Raw genomic sequence first — 25,185 nt, forward strand, 5'->3', positions numbered from 1 at the left:
CTGGAGTCAAACACGGAGCAGAACAACATGCAGCAGGAAAATCAGACTCAGCCAGAACAAAACCCCTCTGAAACCAAAAGCGAACGCGCTTCAGAAACCATGCCCAGCCTGGAAGAACTTCTCAAACAATCCGAGCTGCTGGCACAAGAACATCATGACGCCTGGTTGCGTGCCAAAGCCGAAGCCGACAATATTCGCAAACGAGCTCAACACGATGTTGCCAATGCCCACAAATATGCCATTGATGGCTTTGCTACCGAGTTGCTGGCTGTGAAAGACAGTCTGGAAGCTGCTCTCTCCAGTGAGGCCCAGAGCATCGAAAATTTGAAAAGCGGCGTTGAACTCACGCTTAAGCAACTGAATGCCGCATTCGACAAATACAACCTCACCGAAATCCATCCGCTCGGCGAAAAATTTGACCCGCACAAACATCAGGCCATCAGCATGGTGGAAGCCGATTCCGAGTCGAATACCGTCGTTACCGTGCTCCAAAAAGGCTACCAGTTGCATGATCGTATCGTGCGGCCGGCTCTGGTTACCGTATCAAAAACAAAAAATAGCTGAATCGTGCTTGAAATTGGCGCTAGCCACCCTATTTAATACAACAACATTAACGTCTTAACGAAGGAATCGAATCATGGGAAAAATTATTGGCATTGACTTGGGCACCACCAACTCCTGTGTGGCCGTCATGGAAAACGGCACGCCCAAGGTCATCGAAAACGCCGAAGGTGCACGCACCACGCCGTCTATCGTGGCCTACGCTGAAGATGGGGAAATCCTGGTGGGCGCTGCCGCCAAACGTCAGGCTGTGACCAACCCGAAAAACACCCTGTATGCGGTCAAGCGCCTGATTGGACGCCGCTTCGAAGAAAAAGAAGTGCAAAAAGACATCAACCTGATGCCTTATTCCATCGTCAAAGCCGACAACGGCGACGCCTGGGTGGAAGTGCGCGGCAAGAAAATGTCAGCGCCTGAAGTCTCCGCACAAGTTCTGCTGAAAATGAAAAAAACCGCCGAAGACTATCTCGGCGAGCCCGTCACCGAAGCAGTCATTACGGTGCCCGCCTACTTCAACGACAGCCAGCGCCAAGCGACCAAAGATGCCGGCCGCATTGCCGGCCTGGATGTGAAACGCATCATCAATGAACCCACTGCCGCCGCACTGGCCTTTGGTTTGGACAAAAAAGAAGGCGACCGAAAAATCGCAGTGTATGACCTGGGTGGCGGTACTTTCGACATTTCCATCATCGATATCGCCGAGATCGATGGCGAGCACCAGTTCGAAGTAATGTCCACCAACGGCGATACTTTCCTCGGTGGTGAGGATTTCGACCAGCGCGTGATCGACTACCTGGCTGACGAGTTCAAAAAAGAACAGGGCATTGACTTGCGCAATGACATGCTTGCGCTGCAACGCCTGAAAGAAGCTGCCGAGAAAGCCAAAATCGAGTTGTCTTCCGCACAGCAGACCGAGGTAAACCTGCCCTATATCACCGCCGATGCATCCGGGCCCAAGCACCTTGCGGTAAAGATTACCCGCGCCAAATTCGAGAGCCTGGTGGAAGAGCTGATCCAGCGCACCATAGCGCCCTGCAAGATGGCTATCAAGGATGCCGGTGTCAGCGTATCCGACATCGGTGACGTAATCCTGGTAGGCGGCATGACCCGCATGCCAAAAGTGCAGGAAATGGTAAAAGAGTTTTTTGGCAAGGAGCCACGCCGCGACGTGAATCCGGACGAAGCCGTGGCGGTAGGCGCTGCCATTCAGGGCGGCGTACTGCAAGGCGAAGTGAAGGACGTGCTGTTGCTCGACGTCACCCCGCTGTCGCTGGGCATTGAAACCATGGGCGGCGTCATGACCAAGCTGATCCAGAAAAACACCACCGTACCTACCAAGGCCAGCCAGGTGTTTTCGACCGCCGATGACAACCAGAATGCGGTGACCATCCACGTACTGCAGGGTGAGCGGGAAATTGCTTCCGGCAACAAGAGCCTGGGGCAGTTTAATCTGTCGGATATCCCCCCTGCCCCGCGTGGCATGCCGCAGATTGAGGTCACCTTTGACATCGACGCCAACGGTATCCTGCATGTTTCGGCCAAGGACAAGGCGACCGGCAAGGAAAACAAGATCAAGATCCAGGCCAGCTCCGGCTTGTCCGAAGCTGAAATTCAGAAAATGGTGAAGGATGCCGAAGCCCACGCCGAAGAAGATCATAAGACGCGCGAGCTGATCGACACCCGCAATCAGTGCGACAACCTGATTCATTCAGTGAAAAAATCGCTGGGTGAATTTGGCGATAAGGTCAGCGCCGACGAAAAGGCCAAAATTGAGGCTGCCATTGCCGAAGCCGAAGAAGCACTCAAAGGCAACGACAAGGCAACCATAGAAGCCAAAACCAAGGCGCTGGGTGAAGTCTCCCATAAGCTGGCCGAACAGATGTATGCCAAGGAACAAACCGAGGCAGGCGCCGCCGCTTCAGGCCCACAGGCTGCCAGCGCCAAGACGGATGATGACGTGGTGGATGCCGAGTTTGAAGAAGTCAAAGACAACAAATAATTCTTAACCCCGGCACAGAGGGCACAGAGATCACAGTTTATCTGTGAAGCACTCTGTGCCCTTTGTGTGTATCTGTGGCTGAAAACATATGTCAAAACGCGATTATTACGAAGTGCTGGGTGTCAATCGCGACGCCAGTGAAGAAGAAATTAAAAAAGCCTACCGCAAGCTGGCAATGAAACACCATCCGGATCGCAATCCGGATAATCCCAAAGCTGAAGAGCATTTCAAGGAAGCCAAGGCAGCCTATGAAATTCTGAGCGACGGGCAAAAACGTACCGCCTACGATCAATACGGACATGCCGGGGTCGAGCAAGGCGCTGGGATGGGGGGTGGCTTTGGCGGTGCCGGAGCGGGTTTTGCCGATGCCTTTGGCGACATCTTCGGGGATATTTTCGGCGGTGGTCGCGCCCGATCAAATGTCTATCGTGGCGCAGACTTGCAATACAATCTTGAGATATCGCTTGAAGATGCGGCGCGTGGTACTGAGACTAAAATTCGCATCCCCACTCAGGAAGAATGCGAAACCTGTCACGGCACGGGCGCCAAGCCCGGTACCGAGCCCACGACTTGCGCAAGCTGTGGCGGCCATGGCCAGGTTCGCATGCAGCAAGGCTTCTTTTCCATCCAGCAAACCTGCCCGAAATGCCATGGTAGCGGCAAAATCATTGCCACTCCTTGTGTTGACTGCCATGGCGTGGGACGCGTCAAACATCACAAAACGCTCTCGGTACGTATCCCATCTGGCGTAGACGAAGGCGATCGCATCCGTCTGTCAGGTGAAGGTGAGGCCGGAGTCAATGGTGGGCCAACCGGGGATTTGTATGTCGTTATCCACCTCAAGCCACATTCCGTATTCCAGCGTGATCACAACGATCTGCATTGCGAGATGCCAATCAGTTTCAGCACCGCAGCACTGGGTGGCGAGATCGAAATCCCCACTCTGGATGGACATGCCAAAATCAAAATTCCGGCGGAAACTCAAACTGGCAAGGTATTCCGTCTGCGCGGTAAAGGTATCCAGGGGGTGCGCACCCATGCACCAGGGGATTTGCTCTGCCACGTGCAGATCGAAACCCCGGTGAGCCTGACCGAACGACAAAAAGAATTGTTACGCGAGCTGGAAGCCTTGAATCTGGAAGACGGTGCGCGTCACAACCCCAAAGCCAAATCGTTCATGGATAAAGTCAAAGAGTTTTTCGGCTGATTGCCACAGCGCTTTGGATCGGACTATGCGCGCAGCCGCTTGAGCTGACCGAGCCCATAGTGGATATAGACCAGTCCGGTATACACCGGGGATAGCAGATTGATCACCGGCACGAAGTGCAACAAGGCCAGCAGCATGCCTAACAGATAGAGTTGCGCTCCGGATTGCTCCAGAATCAGCTGGAACTCTTCGCGACTCGCATGCTCTGCCAGCGCATCGTAGCGAAACAGGCGCTGATTCAGATAGGCTGTCAGGAGCAGTGAGAACAGCGCGCCCAGTCCTGCCAGCAACCAGAATGGCAGGGAGAGCAGCCACAAGCCGCAAAATACGCCTATCGCAATCAGGGCATTCCATATGCTTCCGGCAAATGTTCCTCCGTGACGCCGCTCCAGCTCAGGATAATCGCGACTGGCAACATGACGTACCATCATAGGCATGACCATTACGGCTGCAATAAACAGCGCTGTGGTCAGGGCCAGGGGCATGACCAGCAGCACCAGCAGTACCACCGTCATGCCATTGGCCAGCCAGACAAAATCGTGTTGGCTGAGAAACTCCTGCGCCGGCTGCAACCAGTGGCCGAGCAAGTTGATCCAGTTATCCCAGAAAAACCACGCCAATACCCCCCACAGCACCAATGACAGCACCATGGGCCACAGAACGATAGCCAGCATTTTTGGATGCAGCAGGCTGCGAGCCGCGTCTATAAATGCTCGCGCGAGGTCGCTGATCACGCCGCAGCCTTGAACAAACGGAAAAAATTGCGGCTGGTCATTTCACCCACTTCTTCTACCGAAATTCCCCGCAGCCGCGCAATTTCTTCGGCAACATGGCGCACAAAAGCCGGCTCATTGGTCTCGCCCCGATGCGGCACGGGCGCCAGATAAGGCGAATCCGTTTCGATCAGCATCTGTTCCAGAGGAATGGCCTGCGCCACCTGTTTTAATGCCAGCGCATTCTTGAATGTAACGATGCCGGAAAATGAAATGTAAAACCCCATCGCGATCGCCTGTTGTGCAACCTCCAGACTCTCGGTAAAGCAATGCATCACCCCGCCGATTTCTGCTGCCCCCTCCTCCACCATAATGCGCAAGGTGTCCTCCGCTGCCGCACGAGTGTGAATAATCAGAGGCTTGCAAGCCTGCTTTGCTGCACGAATATGGGTGCGAAAACGTTCGCGCTGCCATTCCAGATCCCCAGTAAGCCGAAAATAATCCAGTCCTGTTTCTCCAATCGCGACAATTCTTGGATGCACCGCAAACTCGACCAGACCTTCCACACTGGGCTCTTCAATACCTTCATGATCAGGATGCACGCCCACTGAGGCATACACATTTGGCTGGCTTTCAGCCATCGCCAATACCTGCGGAAAATCCTCCAGATTCACGCTGACACACAGCGCATGAGTGACTGCAGCCCCCTTCATGCGCGCAAGTATGGCGGTCTGCTGTTCAGCCAAACCGGGGAAATTAATATGACAATGCGAGTCAACAAACATGAACTGGGTCCAAAAAAAGCAGGCTGCACGCAGCAGCCTGATGGGATATGCGGGTAAACAGATTTACATGGTATGGGTCTGACGCGCCGATTTGAGTGATCCGCCCAGCAAGCCTTCCACTTTGTTACGCGCAGCGACGCCACTCTCATTCTTGTCGAATTGCACCCCTATGCCTTGCGTCTTTCCGCCATGAGCACCGGATGGCGTAATCCACACCACTTTACCTGCGACCGGGATTTTATTGGGGTCTTCCATCAGCGTCAGCAGCATGAATACTTCATCGCCCAATTTGTATTGTTTGGTGGTTGGAATAAATATTCCTCCTCCCTTGAGAAAAGGCATATAAGCTGCGAATAGTGCGGTTTTTTCCTTGATACTCAGGGACAGCACCCCGGGACGGGCGATAGCTGTTTTATCCGCTGCATTGCTCATGGCTTTGCTCCATTCATTCAAATAGCCCTGCATATTCCAGCAGCAAATCCTCCAGCACCATCTGCGCTGCCAGTGGATGCTGGACGCTGGCACGCGCCGCTTGCAGGCGGCGTTGAAAATCCAGTAACTTGGATAAGTTAGCACGCCCCGCCATACCTCGCAATTCCTGCTCATAATCGAGCTGATAATACAGGCGTCCAGCCAGACGCAGGCTGGCCAGGTCATGCACCCACAACTGCAACCAGTGCACCATATCTGGCAGCGGTTGTTTGGAGTGATGCTCGGCAATACGCAGGGTATCTGCAGCATTCATTTTAAGCAGCCCGGTCAGGAATCCGCACCTTCGTTCCTGATAATCCGCGTCCGCCAGCTCGCTCGCCAACAAGGGTGCTCCCCCGGCCTGCGCCAGGCAGACATCGGCTTCACGTATGCCTTGCTGAGTCAACCAGGACTGCGCCGCAGCAGGATTGGGCAGAGCAAAACGAATCTGGTGGCAGCGGCTCAGTATGGTTGGCAACAGCCGGCTTGACTGATGGCTGACCAGAATCAGCAGGATATTCGGCGGCGGCTCTTCCAGGGTCTTCAACAGCGCATTGGCCGCCGCCGCATTCATGGCTTCCGCCGGATGGATCAGCGCGACGCGCAAACCGCTACGATGCGAGCTCAATTGAACAAATTGCGTCAATTCACGCACCTGCGCCACACTGATATGCTGCCCCGCAGCCGGGCCTTTACGCTCGGCCAGCTCTGCATGCGGCTCGCTTTCCTCAAGCGCAGCAGGCTGCAGCTTCATAAAATCCGGGTGACTATTCTGGCGCAACCAATGGCAGGATGGACAGACGCCACACGCTTCATGGCCGTCTGCATGCGGATTCTCGCACAATGCAAGCTGGACCAGCCGTTCTGCCAGCGCCAATTTACCGATGCCTGCGCGCCCATGGAACAGCAATGCATGCGGAAGCTGTTTACGCAACAGCAACAAGCGTTGCCAGACCGCATCATTCCATGTGTGCACGCTCATGACTTAAATAGCTGCAATGATAGGGTCCAGCGCAGCGCGAATTTCATCCAGACTGCGATCAGTCCTGATTATCCGGAATCGCGCTGGATATTGTTCTGCACGATGTAAATACATGGCCCGTACGCGCTCAAAAAAATCCTGCTGCTCTTGCTCGAATCTATCCAGACTGGCATTTGCCGCCAGTCGCTGGGCCGCTACCGAGACTTCCACATCAAACAGGAGCGTCAAATCCGGCTGCAATCCTGCCTGCACCCAATCCTCCAGAATTCGCAATCTGGATTCGGCTATGCCGCGTCCACCGCATTGGTAGGCAAAGCTGGCATCGGTAAATCGATCCGAGACAACGTAAGCGCCCCGCGCCAACGCCGGCAGTATCACTCGATCCAGATGTTCCCGGCGTGCTGCAAACATCAATAAGGCTTCGGTTTCGACATGCATGGGCTCGGCCAGCAATATTTCGCGCAGCTTTTCACCCAGCGGTGTCCCGCCCGGCTCGCGCGTAACCACCACTTCAACTCCACGTGCACGCAGCTTGTCCGCCAGCCACGACAGATGGCTGGTCTTGCCTGCGCCGTCAATTCCTTCCAACGTGATGAATGGCATACTCAGTTTCCGCTTTTTTGATAGCGCATCACAGCGCGATTGTGCTCTTCGAGATTGTCTGAAAAAACATGGCTGCCATTGCCCTTGGCAACAAAATATAAAGCCTGGCTGGGGGCCGGATTCAGTGCGGCATGGATCGAATCGAGGCCCGGCATGGCTATCGGCGTAGGGGGCAAACCTGCGCGGGTATAGGTGTTATAAGGTGTATCAGCCAGCAGGTCGCGCTTGTGCAAGTTGCCATCAAAAGTGTCCCCGAGGCCATAGATCACACTGGGGTCGGTTTGCAAGCGCATCCCGTTGCGCAAGCGATTGATAAACACGGCAGCAATTAAGGGACGCTCGCTGGCCATACCGGTTTCTTTCTCAATAATGGATGCCATTGTCAGCGCCTGATAGGGATTTTCATAAGGCAACCCAGGCTGGCGCGTCGCCCATTCCTTGGCGAGATGCATCTGCATGGTTTCATAAGCACGACGCAGAATGGAAATGTCACTGTTGCCGGGATCAATGTAATACTTGGCAGGAAAAAACAGCCCCTCGGCGTGTGTTTCTGGAATCTTCAACGCAGTGAGTATCTGTGCCTCGCTCATATTGGTGGTGTCATGGCGCAGAGCCGGATGGGCATCCAGCGCTTCGCGCATTTGCTGGAAAGTCCAACCTTCGATAAACACTATTTCGCGCAAACTGACTTCGCCCTGGGTCAGTTTTCTGAGCAATTCTACCGGCGTGGTGGCGCGCCCGAGTGTGTAATGTCCAGCTTTGATTCGCGCAGCATCGCCCAGCACCCTTGCCAGCAATCTGAATTGCCAGGCACTGTCAATCACGCCCTGCTGACGCAGCTGCTCCGACACTGCAGTCATGCTGCTGCCAGGCTTAAGCGTAAATTCGGCCGGCAATGATTTCAGCGGTAAAGGAGTGCGTGCATACCAGAACAGATAGCCACCCATCCCCAGCAATGCGACCAGCAATAAAACCATCAAACGTTTAATCAAAGTCTTGTTCCAGTAGAGTACGTATCATCCGAACATAGGAATGCGGTTGCCAATTCCGATTCGCAAGTGTACGAATTTGCCAGACGCCGATCACGCTATTACATAACATCACAGCGTCCGCTGAGTACAAATCCTTAAGTTCAAATTCACCTATTTCGGTTTTCAGGTCCAGCCTGGATCCCGCAGCAAGAATGCGCTCGCGAGTCACGCCACAAATGCCGCAGGCTGACAGGTCCGGAGTAAGCAATGTATTGCCGCGCACCATGAACAAATTACTCATCGTGCCACCGATTACTTTATTCGCTGCATCCAGCAGAATACCTTCGGCAATTTGGGCGTCATTCCATTCCCTGCGTGCCAGCACATTTTCCAGCCGGTTAAGATGCTTGACCCCAGCTAGCGCGGGCTGCCGCGCAAGGCGCAAATCGCAGACACGGGCAACAATCCCGTGCTCGACATGGTCACGTGGATAAATTGGCATCGGGCTGCTGATCGCAATTGTACGTGACTCAATCAAATCGGCAGCAACTGCGTAACCACGCACTCCGCTACCTCGGGTAACAATAATCTTGACCACGCAATCCCGCGTATCCGCGGCGATACAAGCCAAATCCGCTTCCAGTGCTGCCTGCGCTGGCACAGGTAAATCCAGTCGTCCACAATCTGCAACAATTTTCGCATATTGGCGTGCCCATGCCACAGCCCTGCCATCGCGCAACAGCAGTGTGCGGAATATGCCGTCGCCATAAGCCAGCCCGCGATCCAGTGCATCCAGCATGCCGGTTTTCACGCCATTCACCAGAATCATCCGGCTAATCCCAGCGCCCGCAGCAAGCCCTTGGCCTTGGCACGCGTTTCGTTGAGTTCGGCTATCGGATCAGAATCCGCCACGATACCTGCACCCGCCGAGAAGCCGATATGCTCCCCTGTCACCATGATGGTACGAATCAGGATATTCAAATCCATGTCTCCATCCCGGTTCAGATAACCCATACTGCCGGTATAGGCATAGCGCGGCGTGGCTTCGAGTTCGCGGATGATTTGCATGGTGCGTACTTTAGGACATCCGGTAATAGTGCCACCTGGAAACAGGGCACGAATGACCTGTACTGGCGTGATCCCGGCGCGCAGCCTGCCTACAACCGTCGATTCGATATGGTGAACATAAGTGTAGCTGGTCACCGCCATCAGTTCGGCTACCCGCACGCTACCCGGCACACATACTCGACCCAGGTCATTGCGCTCAAGATCTACCAGCATCACATGTTCAGCCCGCTCTTTGGGGTGAGCGACCAGCTCAGCGCGGGTTTGTGCATCCTGTTGATGGTCGCTGTGGCGCGGATGAGTGCCTGCGATGGGTCTGGTGTGCGCCATGCCTGCCTGCACCTGTACCAGACGTTCGGGTGAGGAACTGACAATGGTATGTTCTGGAGTAAGGTGCGCCAATCCGGAAAATGGCGCCGGGTTGCTGCGACGCAGTGCCTGATACAGGGACACCGCGGGTGCTTTGCTTTGTACGCGGCCATGCCAGCGACGCGACAAATTGACCTGGAACACATCCCCGGCACGGATGTACTGCTGGATATGCCTTACCCCTTCAAGGAAATCCTGTTCAGGAGCTTCCTGCAGATCGAGAAGCGTGACGGGAATGTCGCTGACAGGTGGCAACCCAGCCAGATCGTCCTTCAAAGTATCCAGAAAGCTCGCATAATCAGCCTCGGCAAACAGCCAGGTTTCTCCGCTGCGGCGATTCACCATCACAGCGGCAGGCATCCGGATGATCGCAGCAAGAGGAAAATCGGTATCGGCTGAGCGGGGAGGTACCGTGGGCTCCAATCCCTCCAATAGTTCATAACCCAGATAGAGAAACCAGCCGCCACGGAACGGCAAGTGCCCAATAGCCGGGTCCGCCACACAGCGTGCTGCTTGCCATGCAGCATCCAGTTGACCCAGACACTGTTGAGCTTCACCGTTCTTGAATAACAGAGTTTGTTGCGGAAAAGCCAGCAGGATATCCCAGCCGTCACCAGACGCCGTTTCCAGCAGCACCGAATAGCGCTGTGGGTCGGCCTGATGAAGACTTAACAAATCGGCGCTGCCGGGAAGTAAAAGAACAGGCACAAGGATAAGCGCTGCAGCCCAGCGCCTGGGTTAGACTTTACGAAACACCAGCGTGCCGTTGGTACCGCCAAAACCAAACGAGTTCGACAACGCCACGTCAATTTTCATCTGCCGGGCTGTATTCGGCACATAGTCCAGGTCACAGGCTTCGTCCTGATCAAAAATATTGATCGTGGGTGGCGCGACCTGTTCATGTACGCTCAGCGCAGAAAATACAGCCTCTACTCCGCCCGCTGCACCCAGCAGATGCCCGGTCATGGATTTGGTTGAACTGATTGCTGCTTTGTAAGCATGATCGCCCAAGGCGCGCTTTACAGCCATGGTTTCGGCCAAGTCACCCAGCGGCGTGGACGTGCCGTGAGCATTGATATAATCCACTTGGTCGGCATTCAAACCTGCGTTTTTCAGTGCATTGCGCATGCAGCGTGCTGCGCCCTCGCCATTTTCTACCGGGGCAGTCATATGGTAGGCATCGCCACTCATGCCGAAACCGGCGACTTCAGCATAGATTTTTGCGCCGCGCGCCTTGGCGTGTCCGTATTCCTCCAGCACCAGAATACCTGCACCCTCCCCCATGACGAAGCCGTCACGCCCCTTGTCCCAAGGGCGACTTGAGGTGGCCGGATCATCGTTACGCGTGGACAAGGCACGCGCGGCTGCAAATCCTCCCATGCCCAGGGGGCTGATCGCCGATTCCGCCCCGCCCGCGACCATCACATCCGCATCGCCATACTCGATCATGCGGGCGGAATCACCGATACAATGGGTAGCCGTGCTACAGGCGGTGACCATTGCCAGATTCGGGCCCTTGAATCCATACAGAATGGACAGGTTGCCTGCGATCATATTGATAATCGAAGCCGGTATAAAAAACGGTGAAATCTTGCGGGGGCCGCCTGCTAGATAGATATTGTGCGTTTCCTCGATCAGCGGCAAACCGCCAATCCCCGAACCGATATTTACGCCAATACGCTCGGCGTTTTCCTCTGTAACTTCCAATCCGGCATCTTTGACCGCTTCGATGGCAGCAACCATGCCATATTGGATGAAGACATCCATGCGGCGGGCATCTTTGGGATTAAGATATTGACCCACATCGAAATTCTTGACGTCCCCGGCAATTTGGCAAGCAAACAGCGTGGGGTCGAAACGGGTGATACGGGTAATACCGGATTTACCCGCCAGGATATTACCCCAGGATTCCTGGAGGCCTATGCCGACCGGGGACACAATCCCCAGACCGGTAATCACTACTCTACGCTTGGACAATAACGACTCCGCGAGACTCTGGTAAATTATTTGGCGAGATGGCTATTGATGTAATCAATGGCCAATTTGACGGTGGTGATTTTTTCAGCTTCTTCGTCAGGGATTTCACACTCGAATTCTTCTTCAAGCGCCATGACCAATTCAACTGTATCCAGCGAATCTGCACCCAAATCATCGACAAAGGAAGATTCGGTTTTAACATCCGCTTCATTTACGCCCAGTTGTTCTGCGACGATTTTCTTGACACGCTGTTCGATATTGTCCATCTAGATACTCCCAAGTATTAAACAAAAAGCGCTGGCATTCTAACAAACTTGCCAGCATTACCCAAATTGGAACGGTACCGCACAGGCCATCGGGCCATTGCTGAAACCGCTCACTCCATGTACATACCGCCATTCACATGCAAGTTGGCACCCGTTATGTATCCTGCCGCTCCGGAAGCCAAGAAACCCACTGCATGCGCAATATCCGCCACCTGCCCCAAACGTCCGAGGGGAATATGCGTCAGCAGCGCATCGCGCTGTGCTTCCGGCAGGGCACGCGTCATATCCGTATCGATAAAGCCGGGGGATACGCAGTTAACCGTGATGTTACGACTACCCACTTCACGCGCCAAGGATTTGGAAAATCCGACCAACCCTGCCTTGGTTGCCGAATAGTTGGTTTGTCCCGCATTACCCATGGCGCCAACTACCGAGGCAATATTGATGATACGACCATAACGCGCTTTCATCATGGCACGAAGTACCGCCCGCGACAGCCTGAATACCGACCCGAGGTTGGTTGCAATCACATCATCCCATTCCTCATCTTTCATCCGCATAAGCAGATTATCGCGGGTGATGCCTGCATTATTGACCAGAATGGCAATTTCACCGAAGCGTTGCTGAATCTGTTCCAGCGCTGAATTGATGCTCTCGGCATCGGTCACTTGCAGCACCACCCCCGCACCTTGCAGTGCGGACTGCTGCAAGTAATCGCTGATCGCCTGAGCTCCCGTTTCGCTGGTCGCTGTGCCGACAACAATCGCCCCTTGTTTGCCCAGCTCCAGTGCGATGGCTTTACCTATACCCCGGCTTGCGCCAGTAACTAATGCAATTTTTCCCTGAGCCATGGTTTCTCCTATCCAGCCAATACGGATTTGATCTCGTTGATCGCATCCACGCTGGTCAGCGCGTAAACCTGAATGCTATTGTCAATGCGTTTATTGAGACCGGCCAGTACTTTTCCCGGTCCGCACTCAACGCTATGCGTTACGCCCTGAGCGGCCATAGCGCATATGGTTTCTACCCAACGTACCGGATTATAAAGCTGGCGAGCCAATGCGCTGCGAATCAGTGCCGGTTCACTATAAGCCATTACATCTGCGTTGTGCAGGACAGATATGCGCGGAGAGTGGATAGTCACGGATTCAAGGTACGCAGCAAGTTGCACTGCAGCCGGGCGCATCAACGTGCAGTGCGAAGGTACCGAAACTGGCAGCAACAAGGCGCGCTTGGCGCCTTTTTCCTTAGCCAGCGTCATGCCTCGCTCAACAGCGGCCTTATTGCCTGCAATGACCACTTGCCCAGGCGAATTGAAGTTAACCGGTTCCAGCACCTCAGATTGTGCCGCTTCCGTGCACACGCCGCGCACTACCTCGTCGTCCAGCCCGAGGATGGCTGCCATGGCCCCCACACCTTCTGCAACCGCGCTCTGCATGATTTCAGCTCGTAACCGCACCAGCGGCAAAGCATCCGCGAACGACAACGCGCCAGCCGCCACCAATGCGGAATACTCGCCCAGGCTATGCCCGGCCATGACTTCCGGCGCCAACCCACCTTGATCAAGCCAGGCACGATAAGTAGCTACTCCGGCAGCAAGCATCACCGGTTGTGTATTCACAGTCATGCCCAGCTGCTCGGCTGTACCGGAGTTGACCATTTGCCAGATATCCACACCCAATATATCCGCAGCTTCTGCAAATGTTTCGCGTACGATAGGCAGGCTGTCAAAGCCTTGCACCATGCCTACCGACTGGGATCCCTGACCCGGAAAAACAAATGATAATTTCATCGATAAATCAAATAACTGAATTGATTAGCTAAGACCATTTAACAAGAACAGAGCCCCAGGTGAAACCACCACCGAAAGCCTCCATCAGAACAATTTCACCTGCCTGGATGCGTCCGTCGCGCACCGCCGTATCCAGTGCCAGCGGGATGGAGGCTGCCGAAGTATTACCGTGGCGATCTACCGTCACCACAACATTGTCCATACTCATACCGAGCTTTTTGGCAGTGGCCTGGATAATACGAATATTGGCCTGGTGCGGCACCAGCCAATTGATGTCGGATTTTTGCAAATTATTGGCAGCCAATGTTTCATCCACAATTGCGTCAAGGGTATTGACAGCCATTTTGAAAACCGCATTGCCTTGCATCTGCATAGTGGGCTTGGCATCTGCATATCCTGCCGAGACTCCACCATTCACGTGCAGCAGATCCTTGTAACGGCCATCGGCATGCAAGTGGCTGGAGATAATGCCCGGAGTCTCGCTGGCTTCAAGAATGATTGCACCCGCACCGTCCCCCCACAGTATGCAATTTCCGCGGTCGTTCCAGTCAGTGATCCGCGACAGCGTCTCGGCGCCAATGACCAAGGCGCGTCGCGCCTGGCCTGCACGGATAAAATTGTCGGCGATGGACAAGGCATAAACGAAGCCGCTGCAAACGGCTTGCACATCAAACGCCGCGCTTCCGTTGCTCATACCCAGTTTGTTTTGCACCAGGCAGGCAGTACTCGGGAATACCAGATCCGGGGTAGTGGTTGCGACGATGACCAGATCGATTTCCGCCGAATCAATCCCTGCTGCCCTGATTGCCTGACGCGCTGCCGCGACAGCCATGTCACTGGTCGTTTCATGCTCGGCGGCAAGATGGCGCTCGCGAATACCGGTACGTTCCACTATCCACTGATCTGAAGTATCAACCATTTTCTCCAGATCGGCATTGGTAAGGACACGCTCCGGCAGATAGCTCCCCGTACCGGAGATCCTGGAATACATTTAGGCGACTTCCTTATGCAGCGTGGCCATTTGTTGAGTGATACGGTTTAACACGCCACTGCGCACTTCGCGTACCGCCTGTTCTATCGCATGCTCGAAAGCAAATCGGTCGGCGCCGCCGTGGCTTTTGATCACGATGCCGCGCAAACCAAGCAGGGTGGCGCCATTGTAGCGACGTGGATCAACCCGTTTTTTAAAAGCGTTCAGCACCGGCAAGGCGATGAATCCGGCCATACGCGTAAACATGTTGCGCTTGAATTCTTCCCGCAACATGGTTGCGATCATTTTTGCCAGCCCCTCAGAGCTTTTAAGGGCGATATTTCCGACAAATCCATCGCAGACCACGACATCCGTTGTGCCTTTGAAAATATCGTTTCCTTCCACATTACCGTAAAAATTCAAACCACTACTACGCAATAAATCTGCCGCCTGCTTGACGATTTCGTTACCCTTGATTTCTTCTTCGCCTACATTGAGCAGCCCCACACTGGGTGCTTCACTCTGTTCAAGTGCTGACACCAGCATGGCGCCCATAATGCCGAATTGCAGCAAATGTTCGGCACTGCAATCCACGTTTGCTCCCATATCCAGCACGTAAGTATGGCCTTTAACAGTGGGCATTTCGGCGGCTATTGCAGGACGTTCAATACCGGGCAGCATTTTCAGAACAAAGCGCGCGGTGGCCATGAGGGCGCCGGTATTTCCGGCTGACACGCAGGCGTTCGCCTCGCCGCTCTTAACCAGGTCAATCGCGACGCGCATGGAAGAGTCTTTTTTGTTGCGCATGGCGAGAGCCGGTGACTCGTCCATGGCAACGACTTCAGTGGCGGGGTGGATACGCAGCCGTGAGCTTGTTTTACCGCGCCGCATACGCAATTCGGCCTCGACAACATCCTGCAGGCCTACCAGAACAATATTCAGTTCCGGATCACGCGCAAGGCACTTCAATGCGGCGGGGATAGTGACATGTGGGCCATGGTCACCTCCCATGGCATCGATGGCCACGGTAACATCTCTCATGATTCGGGGATTGCGTCCAAACGTTGCAACATTGAATGTGCTGATATTGACATCAACAGGAAAGCCAACTCACACGTCGTGACGCAAATAAATTGCACAGAGTGGATTCTGCGAAGACTTATTCGTCCTTGCTACGCACCACTTTACGCCCACGATAAAAACCGTTAGGGCTGATGTGATGACGCAAATGGACTTCGCCAGTAGTCGGCTCAATCGCCAGAGGCGGATTGGTCAGGAAGTCGTGCGAGCGATGCATGCCGCGCTTGGACGGGGATTTTTTATTCTGCTGAACTGCCATTTTAGTACTCCAATCAAGATTTCAATTTTTGATGCTGCTTCAAAGTTGCCAGCATAGCAAAAGGGTTAGGCTTACACGCCTGCGGTACAATTTGATCTGTCGGGCACGCTTCGGTGGAATGCACTGGAACTGCCGGAAGCGTCAATAAAATCTCGTCCTCCAACCACGCAAACCAGTCAAATTGGCCATCTGCAAGCACCGCCTCTTCCAAGCCTTCGGCCTGACGATCCCACAAATCCAGTTCCGCCACATTACGCGCTATATATACATGGCTACTGGCTGCCAATTGCCAACCAAAACCCTGCATGCAACGCTGGCATTGCAACTGGAGCTTGCCGCTTGCTTCCAGCTTCATGAACGCCCGGCCCGACACGATTAAACCCGTTTCGATTCGATAATGAATTTCGCCAGTACTGTCCGCCAGAGATTCGCATAGACGTGTAAAATCACGCACCGCAACGACGCTTTCCATCACTCCAGAGCCCCGCGCAAACGCAAGACAGTCAATGTGCGTCTGTTCCGACATAAGGCGCGCATGATATAATTTTCGTCTTGTGTTGTCAAAATAAGGCTTCGCCGCGTGATCAAGAAAATCCTCATAGCCAATCGTGGCGAAATCGCCGTTCGTATCGTACGGGCATGCTCGGAATTGAATATTACTTCCGTGGCTATCTATACAGATGCAGACCGCCATGCGCTCCATGTCAAAAAAGCCGACAAGGCCTACAACATCGGCTCTGACCCGGTACAGGGTTATCTAAATGCGCACAATATCGTCAATCTTGCTGTGGCGAGTGGTTGCGATGCACTTCATCCCGGCTATGGCTTCTTATCTGAAAATCCGGTAATTGCCGAAATCTGCGCACGCCGTGGGATCAAGTTCATCGGCCCAAAGGCAGAAGTGATTCGAATGATGGGCGACAAGATCGAAGCGCGCAAGGCCATGATCAAGGCAGGCATCCCCGTCATACCCGGCAGCGATCACAATCTGGAAAATGTGGAGGAAGCCCGCACCTTAGCCAAAAGCATTGGCTACCCCGTGATGCTCAAGGCAACCAATGGCGGCGGCGGCCGTGGCATTCGCCGCTGCGATTCAGAAGCCGAGTTGTTGAAAAATTATGATCGCGTAGTGTCCGAAGCTGGCAAAGCATTCGGAAAACCCGAAATATTTCTGGAAAAATGTGTGGTGAACCCCAAGCACATTGAAGTCCAGATCATGGCAGATACGCACGGCAATACCATTCATCTGTTCGAACGCGACTGCTCAATTCAGCGTCGCAACCAGAAACTCATTGAGATCGCACCTTCACCCCAACTCACCGAAGCGCAACGTCAATATATTGGCAAACTTGCAGTACGGGCTGCCCGGGCTGTGGGGTACACCAATGCCGGTACTGTCGAGTTTTTGCTGGATTCGGACAATCAGTTCTACTTCATGGAAATGAATACCCGGCTACAGGTTGAACACACGATTACCGAGGCCATCACTGGGGTGGATATTGTACAAGAACAAATCCGCATCGCTGCCGGACATCCTCTCCAGTACAAGCAGGAAGACGTACATTACCGCGGTTTTGCCATGGAGTTCCGGATCAATGCGGAAGATCCAAAAAATGCTTTTCTGCCCAGCTTTGGCCGCATAACCCGTTATTACGCACCGGGTGGCCCTGGGGTGCGTACTGACGCCGCCATGTATAGCGGCTATGTCATTCCCCCATACTATGATTCCATGTGCGCCAAACTCACCGTATGGAATTTGAACTGGGAAAGCGTAATGGAGCGCGGTCGCCGCGCCCTCACTGACATGGTGGTATACGGGGTAAAAACCACCATTCCGTATTATCTGGAAATCCTGAAGAATCCGGATTTCCGCAGCGGCCGCTTTAACACCTCGTTCGTGGATACACACCCTGAACTGATAAACTATGCAGTACGTCAGCCACCCGAAATGATCGCAGCAGCCATTTCGGCTGCCATCGCTGCCCATAACGGATTGTAATTCGTTCAACCAACAAGACTGCACTGAACAATGCCAAAAGTATTCATTTCCGATCTCGTCCTGCGCGACGGCCCCCAATCCCTCATTGCCACCCGCATGCGCACCGAGCACATGCTGCCCATTTGCGCCAAACTCGACAGCGTGGGTTTCTGGTCGCTGGAAGCCTGGGGTGGCGCCACTTTTGACACCTGCGTGCGTTTTCTCAGAGAAGACCCTTGGGAAAGGCTCAAAAAACTGCGCAAGGCGTTGCCCAATACCCCCATACAAATGTTGCTGCGCGGGCAGAATCTGCTCGGTTACCGGCACTATGCCGACGATGTAGTGCGCGCCTTTGTACAGAAGTCTGCAGACAACGGGGTGGACGTGTTCCGCATATTCGATGCGATGAATGACCTGCGCAACATGCAAGTATCGATTGAAGCCGTAAAAAAGGCGGGGAAACACGCCGAAGGTGCAATTTCCTACACCACCAGTCCGGTGCACAATATCCCGCACTTTGTCGAACTGGCCAGAGGTCTTGCCGAACTCGGCTGTGACACGATTGCAATCAAGGACATGGCGGGCTTGCTGACGCCCACCGCCGCCTTCGAACTGGTCAAGGCCGTACGTGAAGCAACCCACCTGCCGGTTCATACCCACAGCCATGCCACGTCGGGCCTGGCCAGCATGGCGCATTTGAAAGCCGTCGAAGCCGGCGCAACCATCATTGATACCTGCATCTCCGCTTTCTCGGAAGGCGCCAGCCACCCCACCACCGAAAGCATGGTTGCAGCACTGGCTGGCACCGAATACGACACGGGCCTCAACCTCGCCTTGCTGGAAGAGATCGCTGCTTATTTCCGCGAAGTACGCAAACTGTACTGGCAGTTTGAAAGTGCTTTCACCGGCGTAGATCCGCGTGTGCTGATCAGCCAGGTGCCGGGTGGAATGATTTCCAACCTGTCCAACCAGCTCAAGGAACAAGGCTCGCTGGACCGCATGGATGAGGTACTCCTGGAGATCCCGCGTGTACGCGAAGATCTGGGGTACCCTCCGCTGGTTACGCCAACTTCCCAGATCGTTGGCAGCCAGGCTGTTATCAATGTGCTCACTGGTGGACGCTACAAAACCATCACCAACGAAGTAAAATCTTACCTGCAAGGTCGATATGGACAGGCGCCGGGCAAAGTCAACGAGCAGGTACGCAGTCTTGCCATCGGCAATCAGGAAGTTATTACCTGTCGTCCTGCTGACCTGATCCCGGACGAACTGGAAAAACTGCGTGGTGAAATCGAGGATTTGTCGAGAACGGAAGAAGACGCACTCACCTATGCCATGTTTCCAGATCTTGGGCGCACGTTCCTGCAAGAGCGCAACGCGGGTACCTTGGCGGCTGAAGCACTACTTCCTGTTGAGGCCAAAAACGCCGCAGCCACCACGCGCTCGGCAGCAGACGAATTCCGCATTACCCTGCACGGCGAAACCTATCATATCCGGCTTACTGGCACCGGCCACGCCGGGCAGGCAGAGCGCCCTTATTATGTATCCGTAGACGGTGTGACCGAGGAAGTTCTGGTTGAGGCCTTGAACGAAATCGAAGTCACTTCCAGCGGCAGCAGTCACTCACCCAAATCCGACTCAGGAACCAACAAGAAAACATCGAGCGGGGGACGTCCGCGTCCCAGCCACGTTGGCCATGTCACAACTGCAATGCCCGGCAACATCGTGGATGTAATGGTTTCCACCGGTCAGAAGGTCAAGGCAGGCGACCCTGTACTGGTGATTGAGGCCATGAAAATGGAAAATGAAATTCAGGCTTCGATTTCAGGTACCGTGATAGCCCTGTACGTGACCAAGGGAGATACTGTCACCCCTGATCAAGCGCTTCTGGAAATCCAGCCGGAATAAGTTACCCGCCTTGAATTCATTACCGCTGGTGCTCGCCTCCACATCGCCATATCGACGTGAGTTGTTGTCGCGTCTGCAAATACCGTTTGCAGTGATTGCACCCGAGGTAGACGAAACGCCACTGCTTAATGAGACGCCCGAGGCGACTGCGTTGCGCCTGTCACAACTCAAAGCCAAGGCCGTGCAGACGGCCTATCCACATGCGCTCATTATTGGCTCGGATCAGGTTGCTACGGTGGATGGCCAACAGATCGGCAAACCCGGTACTCACGAAAAAGCAGTCGCGCAATTACGCCTGATGTGCGGTAAAAGCGTCGTGTTTCATTCCGCGCTCTCCCTCTACAACAGCGCCAGCGGCAGCATGCACACCACGTCCGTGCCGACCACGGTCCATTTTCGTGAACTTAGCGATGCGCAAATTGAAGCCTATCTGCGCAAGGATCAGCCCTACAACTGTGCTGGCAGCGCACGCATCGAAAGTCTGGGCATTGCGGTGATTGAAAAACTTGAAGGCGAAGACCCGAATGCGCTGATCGGTCTACCGATGATTGCGCTGATACGCATGCTGGCGCAGGAGGGTCTGGATGTACTCACCTGGCAGGCGCCCATCTAACCTGGCGCCAGATGATCAAGAAGGCTGAATAGGCGATGCCAGAGCCGGCATCACATCAGGCTTTGCGGGTGTTGTCGGCTCTGCCGCCGGCAGATGGGTCTGCTGTTTTGCTTCCCAACGCTGTTTAATGGCTTCACGCTGCTTTTTCGGCAAACGCTTTAGCCTGCGATAGTTTTCGCGCGCTTCTTCGCGTTGTTCACGAGTAAGCAAAGCCCAGGCTTTGATACGCTTCTGAAATCGCAAGCGCGCCTCGGGTGTCATTTTGGGGTATTGTTTAGCGACCGCAATCAACCGGGAACGTTGCAACACGGTCATACCATCCCATTGTGATACCAAAGGCGCAAGAATCTGCTGCTGTGTGGGAGTGAGCTCGCGCCATTCTGTCGCATTGTTCCTGCCTCCCGCAAAACAGACGGACGACAGTGCCAATAGCAAGCAAAACACTACTGCTCGGAAGGGTTTTTGATCCATTGTACGAAGCTATTATCAAGATACGCATGCACAGGTAGATCGTCAGTCAGCAACGCTGCATCAATCTGGGAAACATCATCTTCCTGCTGTCTGGGAACTATCTGCCATATTCCGGTAACCGCTGCCAACACTATCACCAGTAACACGCCGACAACGGCTGTCCGGTGGTTAGAAAACCATGATGCACGATGCAGGGCGTTACCGGAGAGGCCAAAGCTGGCAGCGTGACGCTGCTGCGCACGGGCGACAGCAAGCTCGCGTGCATGAAGCAGACGTTGGGTCACCTCAGGGCGAATATTGTCGATATCTGCATCCACCCAGTGGATCACTTTTTTTGAGAAATTTTCTTCATTCATAGCGTTATTTCCTTGCTCTCCAGGTACTTGGAAAGCGCCTGGACGGCCCGTGAACAGTGCGTTTTCACGCTACCTTCGGAACAACCCATGATCGTCGCAGTTTCTGCGGTATCCATCTCTTCCCAGTAACGCAGCAGGAAGGCTTCACGTTGACGTGCCGGCAATTTTTCCAGCGCTTCCTGGATAATCGCCAATCTCTGGGTTGTATCGGCCTGGCTGGCTGGATCATCCGACTCGGAAGTCAGCTGCAGGTGTTCAATTGCATCTCCATCGTCAGCATGATCGTCTTGGCCAGGCAACACAAAAGACATTGCCGTGGTCCAGAAGTTGCGCACTTTCTGGCGACGGAAATAATCCCGTATGGTGTTTTGCAAAATACGCTGAAAAAGCATCGGATACTCTTCGGCAGGCCGGTCAAGATACTTTTCCGCCAGTTTGAGCATGGCATCCTGCACGATGTCCAGCGCTGCCTGATCATCGCGAACGGTATAGGCCGCATGTCGATAAGCACGGCGTTCAACTTCAGCGAGGAAACGGGCAAGTTGTTCGGGAGTGGACACGGAAAGGGTATGCTGCCTTACGATTTCAGTCAGATTATTGAATCAGATGTTATCCGGAACCCCCGCAGACGGGCGCTCCTCAAAATGCTGGAGCTGGTCAAGCCGCAATTCACCGGTACTGCCGTCAGCGTAACGCAACATTAACCATTCACCTGATTGCCGGGTTTGCACGTCCAGCGGCATGACCAAAGCTTCATGCACCCGGCCATCCTCCGCCAGGTAGCGGAGCCATAAAGGAATCCGTCGCAGCACAGCAAATTCCAGCCGCTCATGCTGGACACATGCAATCGGCTGATAGACATCGCGGGGTATCAACGCAATACACTACCCGACCATGCCAGGGGATTCATGCTCTTGCCCATGGCCACGCCAAAGCGCTTGGCGAAACGATTGGCAAAGCCTTCCTGCGGTGTAAAATCAACGATATCCTTGGCCTTGATTACGTTGCGTGCAACATAGTCAGTACTGCCCAGCGCATCGGTCAAGCCCAACTCGATACTTTTCTGGCCGCTCCACACCAGGCCGCTGAACATATCTGGCGTTTCTTTCAAGCGGCTGCCCCGCCCATCACGCACGGCCTTGATAAATTGCTGGTGAATTTCTTCCAGCATGGCTTGGGCATAAGCGACTTGTTGTGGGTTTTCAGGGGAAAACGGATCAAGAAAGCCCTTGTTTGCGCCTGCAGTCAGCAAGCGGCGTTCCACCCCCAGCTTCTGCATCGTGCCGGTAAAGCCGAAACCATCCATCAGCACACCGATGGACCCGACAATACTGGCCTTGTCCACATAGATTTTGTCTGCAGCGGCTGCAACATAATAGGCGCCTGAAGCGCAGATATCGTCGACCACAGCATACAGCGGAATATTGGGATATTTTGCACGCAGTCGTTTGATATCGTCATAAATCTGTCCCGCCTGTACAGGACTCCCTCCTGGGCTGTTAATGCGCAGAATGACGCCCTTAGTGTTGACGTCCTCAAAGGCTGCTTCCAGTCCCTTGGTGATCTGGTCGGCGCTGGTCTGGTCTGCAGCGATGGTGCCCGTCAGTTCTACCACCGCAGTATGCTTGCCGGGGATGGGGATACCGCGATCACCTATCCAGCCCAATCCCAGAAACAGCAGAATGAATAAAAAGGAAAACCCCAGCAGCTTGAAAAATATGCTCCAGTGACGTGCTGTACGCTGTTCCTTGACGGCAGCGAGCGCCAATTTTTCCAGCACCTCGCGCTCCCAGTTCCCGGTCTTTTCCGGTTCAGACATGATTTGTTTCCTCAATTAAATAGACATGACCGTCATATTCCTGCACAGCAATCGCAACCAGCCCTTTGCCGGCGCAACGTCCACCCATGCATTGCCCTGTTTCCGGCGAATACATTGCACCGTGTGTAGAACATAGCAAGTATAACCCGGAGAGATCAAAAAACGCCCCTTCCTGCCAGTCCAGCTCGACAGGAATATGGGCACAGCGATTGAGATATGCATACACCCGGCCTCGATAGCGGATCGCAAAAGCAGGGGTTGCCTGACCCAGATATTGCAGCTCAAACCGGATGCCTTGTCCGGCATCGGTCAATGCCGAGCTGGCGCAAATCAGGCGTTGTTGTCCAGCCATGCCACCAAACCTTTGAAATCTTCGGCAATATACAGCGGCTGACACGCTTGCAGGGACGCTACCGAATGCGCACCATAAGCCACCCCTACGCTCGCCACCCCGGCGTTGATCGCCATTTGCAAATCATGGCTGGTATCCCCAATCATCAACGTCCGCTCTGCGTCGACACCACAGCAATCCATCAACTCCAGCACCATGCCGGGGTGCGGCTTGGAATAGCCTTCATCCGCACAGCGCGAAGCATGAAAAAACTTGCGCAAACCGCTTTGATCAAAAGCGCGCTCCAACCCCTTACGGCTTTTTCCGGTCGCTACCGCCAGCCAATAATCCGCCGCATGCAACGCGGCAATGGTTTCCGCCACGCCTGCAAATAGTGGCAAGGCGTGATCCTGCCCGAGAAAATGGTGCCGATAACGCTCCACCAGACGCGGATAGTCAGAAGGTGCCAGATCCGGCAACAGGGTTTGGAGCGCCTCAGCCAGCCCCAGGCCGATAATTTGCCGGGCCTCGTCAGTCTGCGGTACACGCAGTCCCAAGTCGGCACAGGCGAGCTGGATCGACTCGGCAATGGCCCCGGTTGAATCCATCAGCGTGCCATCCCAGTCGAATATCAGCAAATCAAAACGTCTTGTATTCATGCTTCACGGTCTAGTTGTGCCAGAAAATTGCTCAGCTCAGCGGGAAGTGGCGCTTCCAGGACCAACATCTCGCCGCTGAGGGGATGTTTGATACTGACCCGGTGCGCATGCAAAAACATGCGCTTGAGCCCGGTCTTGGCGAGCACCTTGTTGCGCGGGAAATCCCCGTATTTATCATCTCCGGCAATCGGAAAGCCGGCGTGGGCCAGATGCACCCGGATTTGATGTGTGCGCCCGGTTTTCAGTTCGGCTTCCAGCAGACTGAAGTCCGCCCAGTTACGCTGCAGCCGAAACACGGTATGCGCAGACTGCCCATTCGCACTTGCCAGTACGCGCCGCTCGCCCTCGGCATTGAGATATTTGTGTAACGGCTGTTTGATATGACGCAGCGCATCGCTCCAGCGTCCGAGAACCAGGGCAAAATAACGCTTGTCCATCTGATTGGCGCGCATCATGTCGTGCAGAGCCACCAATGCACTGCGCTTGGTCGCCAGCATCAGCACACCCGAGGTTTCCCGGTCCAGGCGATGGGCAAGTTCGAGAAAGCGCTGCTCCGGCATTTCCAGCCGCAATTGCTCGATCACCCCCAGACTGACACCGCTGCCGCCATGCACTGCCATGCCCGCTGGCTTGTCGAGCACCAGCAGACCCTCATGATGGTAAAGGATGCGTTCGACCAGACGAATACCGCCTTTAGGCAAAACTGTCGGCCGAACAATTTGCGGTGCTGCTACGCGGATGGGCGGAATACGAATCTCATCCCCCAGTTCCAGTTTGCGCGCGGCATCCACCCTTCCCTTGTTCACCCTTACCTCACCGCTCCGCAAAATACGGTACAGGTGACTTTTGGGAACCCCCTTCAGGTGGCGCGCCAGAAAGTTGTCTACACGCTGCCCGGCTCCAGATTCGTCAACTTTGAGGTATGTGACAGATTCTTTGCGTAAATCATTCATTTTGCATATACTACTGTCGCAATCTGT

At 54.3% G+C, this 25,185-nt stretch carries 30 protein-coding genes; 6 read left to right on the forward strand and 24 right to left on the reverse strand.

Annotated features, from left to right (window positions below; translation table 11 throughout):
• From grpE to dnaJ, 3 genes are all read left to right on the forward strand, one after another.
• Nucleotides 1-564 (forward strand): nucleotide exchange factor GrpE, encoded by a 564-nt coding sequence (grpE, locus tag ACFDAU_RS08850; protein ID WP_413439527.1) that lies wholly within the window; start codon nucleotides 1-3, stop codon nucleotides 562-564.
• A 73-nt stretch (nucleotides 565-637) separates the two neighbouring features.
• Nucleotides 638-2,560, forward strand: coding sequence for a molecular chaperone DnaK (gene dnaK / locus ACFDAU_RS08855; protein ID WP_413436575.1), 1,923 nt, complete (start codon nucleotides 638-640; stop codon nucleotides 2,558-2,560).
• 88 nt (nucleotides 2,561-2,648) lie between these two features.
• A complete protein-coding gene (dnaJ, locus tag ACFDAU_RS08860) occupies nucleotides 2,649-3,767 on the forward strand; it encodes a molecular chaperone DnaJ (protein WP_413436576.1) in 1,119 nt (372 codons plus the stop codon).
• Between the two features lie 23 nt (nucleotides 3,768-3,790).
• Here dnaJ and ACFDAU_RS08865 read toward each other — a convergent pair whose 3' ends face one another.
• The 16 genes from ACFDAU_RS08865 to ACFDAU_RS08940 all read right to left on the reverse strand — a co-directional run bounded on the left by ACFDAU_RS08865 (nucleotide 3,791) and on the right by ACFDAU_RS08940 (nucleotide 16,764).
• On the reverse strand, nucleotides 3,791-4,501 hold the full coding sequence (locus ACFDAU_RS08865; protein ID WP_413436577.1) for an EI24 domain-containing protein: 711 nt from the start codon (nucleotides 4,499-4,501) through the stop codon (nucleotides 3,791-3,793).
• On the reverse strand, nucleotides 4,498-5,265 hold the full coding sequence (locus ACFDAU_RS08870; protein ID WP_413436578.1) for a TatD family hydrolase: 768 nt from the start codon (nucleotides 5,263-5,265) through the stop codon (nucleotides 4,498-4,500). Before ACFDAU_RS08870 ends, ACFDAU_RS08865 begins: the two co-directional genes overlap by 4 nt.
• 63 nt (nucleotides 5,266-5,328) lie before the next feature.
• Complete coding sequence (locus ACFDAU_RS08875; RefSeq protein ID WP_124705867.1) at nucleotides 5,329-5,697, reverse strand: PilZ domain-containing protein; 369 nt, start codon at nucleotides 5,695-5,697, stop codon at nucleotides 5,329-5,331.
• 13 nt (nucleotides 5,698-5,710) lie between these two features.
• A complete protein-coding gene (gene holB / locus ACFDAU_RS08880; RefSeq protein ID WP_413436579.1) occupies nucleotides 5,711-6,718 on the reverse strand; it encodes a DNA polymerase III subunit delta' in 1,008 nt (335 codons plus the stop codon).
• 3 nt (nucleotides 6,719-6,721) lie between these two features.
• Complete coding sequence (gene tmk, locus ACFDAU_RS08885) at nucleotides 6,722-7,321, reverse strand: dTMP kinase (protein ID WP_413436580.1); 600 nt, start codon at nucleotides 7,319-7,321, stop codon at nucleotides 6,722-6,724.
• A 2-nt stretch (nucleotides 7,322-7,323) separates the two neighbouring features.
• A complete protein-coding gene (gene mltG, locus ACFDAU_RS08890; protein ID WP_413436581.1) occupies nucleotides 7,324-8,313 on the reverse strand; it encodes an endolytic transglycosylase MltG in 990 nt (329 codons plus the stop codon).
• Nucleotides 8,306-9,121: an aminodeoxychorismate lyase gene (pabC, locus tag ACFDAU_RS08895; RefSeq protein ID WP_413436582.1), complete on the reverse strand. Its 816-nt coding sequence runs from the start codon at nucleotides 9,119-9,121 to the stop codon at nucleotides 8,306-8,308. Before pabC ends, mltG begins: the two co-directional genes overlap by 8 nt.
• On the reverse strand, nucleotides 9,118-10,434 hold the full coding sequence (locus ACFDAU_RS08900) for an aminodeoxychorismate synthase component I (RefSeq protein ID WP_413436583.1): 1,317 nt from the start codon (nucleotides 10,432-10,434) through the stop codon (nucleotides 9,118-9,120). The genes pabC and ACFDAU_RS08900 overlap by 4 nt, the downstream gene beginning before the upstream one ends.
• 30 nt (nucleotides 10,435-10,464) lie before the next feature.
• Nucleotides 10,465-11,703, reverse strand: a complete 1,239-nt coding sequence (gene fabF, locus ACFDAU_RS08905; RefSeq protein WP_413436584.1) for a beta-ketoacyl-ACP synthase II — start codon at nucleotides 11,701-11,703, stop codon at nucleotides 10,465-10,467.
• Between the two features lie 26 nt (nucleotides 11,704-11,729).
• Complete coding sequence (gene acpP / locus ACFDAU_RS08910; RefSeq protein WP_124705861.1) at nucleotides 11,730-11,969, reverse strand: acyl carrier protein; 240 nt, start codon at nucleotides 11,967-11,969, stop codon at nucleotides 11,730-11,732.
• A 110-nt stretch (nucleotides 11,970-12,079) separates the two neighbouring features.
• Entirely contained in the window at nucleotides 12,080-12,820 is a 741-nt protein-coding gene (gene fabG, locus ACFDAU_RS08915) for a 3-oxoacyl-ACP reductase FabG (RefSeq protein ID WP_413436585.1), read from the reverse strand.
• Between the two features lie 8 nt (nucleotides 12,821-12,828).
• Complete coding sequence (gene fabD / locus ACFDAU_RS08920; RefSeq protein WP_413436586.1) at nucleotides 12,829-13,761, reverse strand: ACP S-malonyltransferase; 933 nt, start codon at nucleotides 13,759-13,761, stop codon at nucleotides 12,829-12,831.
• A gap of 28 nt (nucleotides 13,762-13,789) precedes the next feature.
• Complete coding sequence (locus ACFDAU_RS08925; RefSeq protein ID WP_413436587.1) at nucleotides 13,790-14,752, reverse strand: beta-ketoacyl-ACP synthase III; 963 nt, start codon at nucleotides 14,750-14,752, stop codon at nucleotides 13,790-13,792.
• Nucleotides 14,753-15,772, reverse strand: a complete 1,020-nt coding sequence (gene plsX, locus ACFDAU_RS08930) for a phosphate acyltransferase PlsX (protein ID WP_413436588.1) — start codon at nucleotides 15,770-15,772, stop codon at nucleotides 14,753-14,755.
• Between the two features lie 118 nt (nucleotides 15,773-15,890).
• Nucleotides 15,891-16,070 (reverse strand): 50S ribosomal protein L32, encoded by a 180-nt coding sequence (gene rpmF / locus ACFDAU_RS08935; protein ID WP_124705856.1) that lies wholly within the window; start codon nucleotides 16,068-16,070, stop codon nucleotides 15,891-15,893.
• A 13-nt stretch (nucleotides 16,071-16,083) separates the two neighbouring features.
• Nucleotides 16,084-16,764, reverse strand: a complete 681-nt coding sequence (locus tag ACFDAU_RS08940; RefSeq protein ID WP_413436589.1) for a YceD family protein — start codon at nucleotides 16,762-16,764, stop codon at nucleotides 16,084-16,086.
• Between ACFDAU_RS08940 and ACFDAU_RS08945 the strand changes: the two genes are divergently transcribed.
• Genes ACFDAU_RS08945 through ACFDAU_RS08955 form a run of 3 tightly spaced genes read left to right on the forward strand, consistent with a single transcriptional unit; the run spans nucleotide 16,651 to nucleotide 20,569 of the window.
• Nucleotides 16,651-18,069 carry an acetyl-CoA carboxylase biotin carboxylase subunit gene (locus ACFDAU_RS08945; RefSeq protein WP_413436590.1) on the forward strand — a complete coding sequence of 473 codons (1,419 nt, stop codon included), beginning with the start codon at nucleotides 16,651-16,653 and terminating at the stop codon, nucleotides 18,067-18,069. The genes ACFDAU_RS08940 and ACFDAU_RS08945 overlap by 114 nt on opposite strands.
• A 30-nt stretch (nucleotides 18,070-18,099) precedes the next feature.
• On the forward strand, nucleotides 18,100-19,956 hold the full coding sequence (gene oadA, locus ACFDAU_RS08950) for a sodium-extruding oxaloacetate decarboxylase subunit alpha (RefSeq protein ID WP_413436591.1): 1,857 nt from the start codon (nucleotides 18,100-18,102) through the stop codon (nucleotides 19,954-19,956).
• Between the two features lie 10 nt (nucleotides 19,957-19,966).
• On the forward strand, nucleotides 19,967-20,569 hold the full coding sequence (locus ACFDAU_RS08955; protein ID WP_413436592.1) for a Maf family nucleotide pyrophosphatase: 603 nt from the start codon (nucleotides 19,967-19,969) through the stop codon (nucleotides 20,567-20,569).
• A 15-nt stretch (nucleotides 20,570-20,584) separates the two neighbouring features.
• On the opposite strand, the gene ACFDAU_RS08960 is transcribed toward ACFDAU_RS08955, so the two are convergent.
• The 8 genes from ACFDAU_RS08960 to ACFDAU_RS08995 are packed head-to-tail and all read right to left on the reverse strand — an operon-like array spanning nucleotide 20,585 to nucleotide 25,158.
• Entirely contained in the window at nucleotides 20,585-21,040 is a 456-nt protein-coding gene (locus ACFDAU_RS08960; protein WP_413436593.1) for a DUF3106 domain-containing protein, read from the reverse strand.
• Complete coding sequence (locus tag ACFDAU_RS08965) at nucleotides 21,013-21,396, reverse strand: DUF3619 family protein (RefSeq protein WP_413436594.1); 384 nt, start codon at nucleotides 21,394-21,396, stop codon at nucleotides 21,013-21,015. The genes ACFDAU_RS08960 and ACFDAU_RS08965 overlap by 28 nt, the downstream gene beginning before the upstream one ends.
• Nucleotides 21,393-21,956 carry an RNA polymerase sigma factor gene (locus tag ACFDAU_RS08970; protein ID WP_413436595.1) on the reverse strand — a complete coding sequence of 188 codons (564 nt, stop codon included), beginning with the start codon at nucleotides 21,954-21,956 and terminating at the stop codon, nucleotides 21,393-21,395. The genes ACFDAU_RS08965 and ACFDAU_RS08970 overlap by 4 nt, the downstream gene beginning before the upstream one ends.
• A gap of 42 nt (nucleotides 21,957-21,998) precedes the next feature.
• Nucleotides 21,999-22,208: a hypothetical protein gene (locus ACFDAU_RS08975; RefSeq protein ID WP_413436596.1), complete on the reverse strand. Its 210-nt coding sequence runs from the start codon at nucleotides 22,206-22,208 to the stop codon at nucleotides 21,999-22,001.
• A gap of 59 nt (nucleotides 22,209-22,267) precedes the next feature.
• Nucleotides 22,268-23,215, reverse strand: coding sequence for a S49 family peptidase (locus ACFDAU_RS08980; protein ID WP_413436597.1), 948 nt, complete (start codon nucleotides 23,213-23,215; stop codon nucleotides 22,268-22,270).
• Nucleotides 23,208-23,567 carry a Rieske (2Fe-2S) protein gene (locus ACFDAU_RS08985; RefSeq protein ID WP_413436598.1) on the reverse strand — a complete coding sequence of 120 codons (360 nt, stop codon included), beginning with the start codon at nucleotides 23,565-23,567 and terminating at the stop codon, nucleotides 23,208-23,210. Before ACFDAU_RS08985 ends, ACFDAU_RS08980 begins: the two co-directional genes overlap by 8 nt.
• Nucleotides 23,546-24,205, reverse strand: a complete 660-nt coding sequence (locus tag ACFDAU_RS08990) for an HAD-IA family hydrolase (protein ID WP_413436599.1) — start codon at nucleotides 24,203-24,205, stop codon at nucleotides 23,546-23,548. Before ACFDAU_RS08990 ends, ACFDAU_RS08985 begins: the two co-directional genes overlap by 22 nt.
• The gene (locus tag ACFDAU_RS08995; RefSeq protein WP_413436600.1) at nucleotides 24,202-25,158 is read right to left on the reverse strand and encodes an RluA family pseudouridine synthase; all 957 of its coding nucleotides are present in this window, start codon (nucleotides 25,156-25,158) and stop codon (nucleotides 24,202-24,204) included. Before ACFDAU_RS08995 ends, ACFDAU_RS08990 begins: the two co-directional genes overlap by 4 nt.
• Nucleotides 25,159-25,185: the final 27 nt, after the last annotated feature.

The organism is Sulfuriferula sp. GW1 (assembly GCF_047300855.1).
Taxonomy (GTDB): domain Bacteria; phylum Pseudomonadota; class Gammaproteobacteria; order Burkholderiales; family Sulfuriferulaceae; genus Sulfuriferula.

Coding starts and splice junctions, on each gene's coding strand:
- dnaK (WP_413436575.1), top strand. CDS start 638: ATGGGAAAAATTATTGGCATTGACTTGGGCACCACCAACTCCTGTGTG.
- dnaJ (WP_413436576.1), top strand. CDS start 2,649: ATGTCAAAACGCGATTATTACGAAGTGCTGGGTGTCAATCGCGACGCC.
- ACFDAU_RS08870 (WP_413436578.1), bottom strand. CDS start 5,265: ATGTTTGTTGACTCGCATTGTCATATTAATTTCCCCGGTTTGGCTGAA.
- ACFDAU_RS08875 (WP_124705867.1), bottom strand. CDS start 5,697: ATGAGCAATGCAGCGGATAAAACAGCTATCGCCCGTCCCGGGGTGCTG.
- holB (WP_413436579.1), bottom strand. CDS start 6,718: ATGAGCGTGCACACATGGAATGATGCGGTCTGGCAACGCTTGTTGCTG.
- tmk (WP_413436580.1), bottom strand. CDS start 7,321: ATGCCATTCATCACGTTGGAAGGAATTGACGGCGCAGGCAAGACCAGC.
- pabC (WP_413436582.1), bottom strand. CDS start 9,121: ATGATTCTGGTGAATGGCGTGAAAACCGGCATGCTGGATGCACTGGAT.
- acpP (WP_124705861.1), bottom strand. CDS start 11,969: ATGGACAATATCGAACAGCGTGTCAAGAAAATCGTCGCAGAACAACTG.
- fabG (WP_413436585.1), bottom strand. CDS start 12,820: ATGGCTCAGGGAAAAATTGCATTAGTTACTGGCGCAAGCCGGGGTATA.
- fabD (WP_413436586.1), bottom strand. CDS start 13,761: ATGAAATTATCATTTGTTTTTCCGGGTCAGGGATCCCAGTCGGTAGGC.
- ACFDAU_RS08925 (WP_413436587.1), bottom strand. CDS start 14,752: ATGTATTCCAGGATCTCCGGTACGGGGAGCTATCTGCCGGAGCGTGTC.
- plsX (WP_413436588.1), bottom strand. CDS start 15,772: ATGAGAGATGTTACCGTGGCCATCGATGCCATGGGAGGTGACCATGGC.
- rpmF (WP_124705856.1), bottom strand. CDS start 16,070: ATGGCAGTTCAGCAGAATAAAAAATCCCCGTCCAAGCGCGGCATGCAT.
- ACFDAU_RS08940 (WP_413436589.1), bottom strand. CDS start 16,764: ATGGCGGTCTGCATCTGTATAGATAGCCACGGAAGTAATATTCAATTC.
- oadA (WP_413436591.1), top strand. CDS start 18,100: ATGCCAAAAGTATTCATTTCCGATCTCGTCCTGCGCGACGGCCCCCAA.
- ACFDAU_RS08960 (WP_413436593.1), bottom strand. CDS start 21,040: ATGGATCAAAAACCCTTCCGAGCAGTAGTGTTTTGCTTGCTATTGGCA.
- ACFDAU_RS08965 (WP_413436594.1), bottom strand. CDS start 21,396: ATGAATGAAGAAAATTTCTCAAAAAAAGTGATCCACTGGGTGGATGCA.
- ACFDAU_RS08980 (WP_413436597.1), bottom strand. CDS start 23,215: ATGTCTGAACCGGAAAAGACCGGGAACTGGGAGCGCGAGGTGCTGGAA.
- ACFDAU_RS08985 (WP_413436598.1), bottom strand. CDS start 23,567: ATGGCTGGACAACAACGCCTGATTTGCGCCAGCTCGGCATTGACCGAT.
- ACFDAU_RS08990 (WP_413436599.1), bottom strand. CDS start 24,205: ATGAATACAAGACGTTTTGATTTGCTGATATTCGACTGGGATGGCACG.
- ACFDAU_RS08995 (WP_413436600.1), bottom strand. CDS start 25,158: ATGAATGATTTACGCAAAGAATCTGTCACATACCTCAAAGTTGACGAA.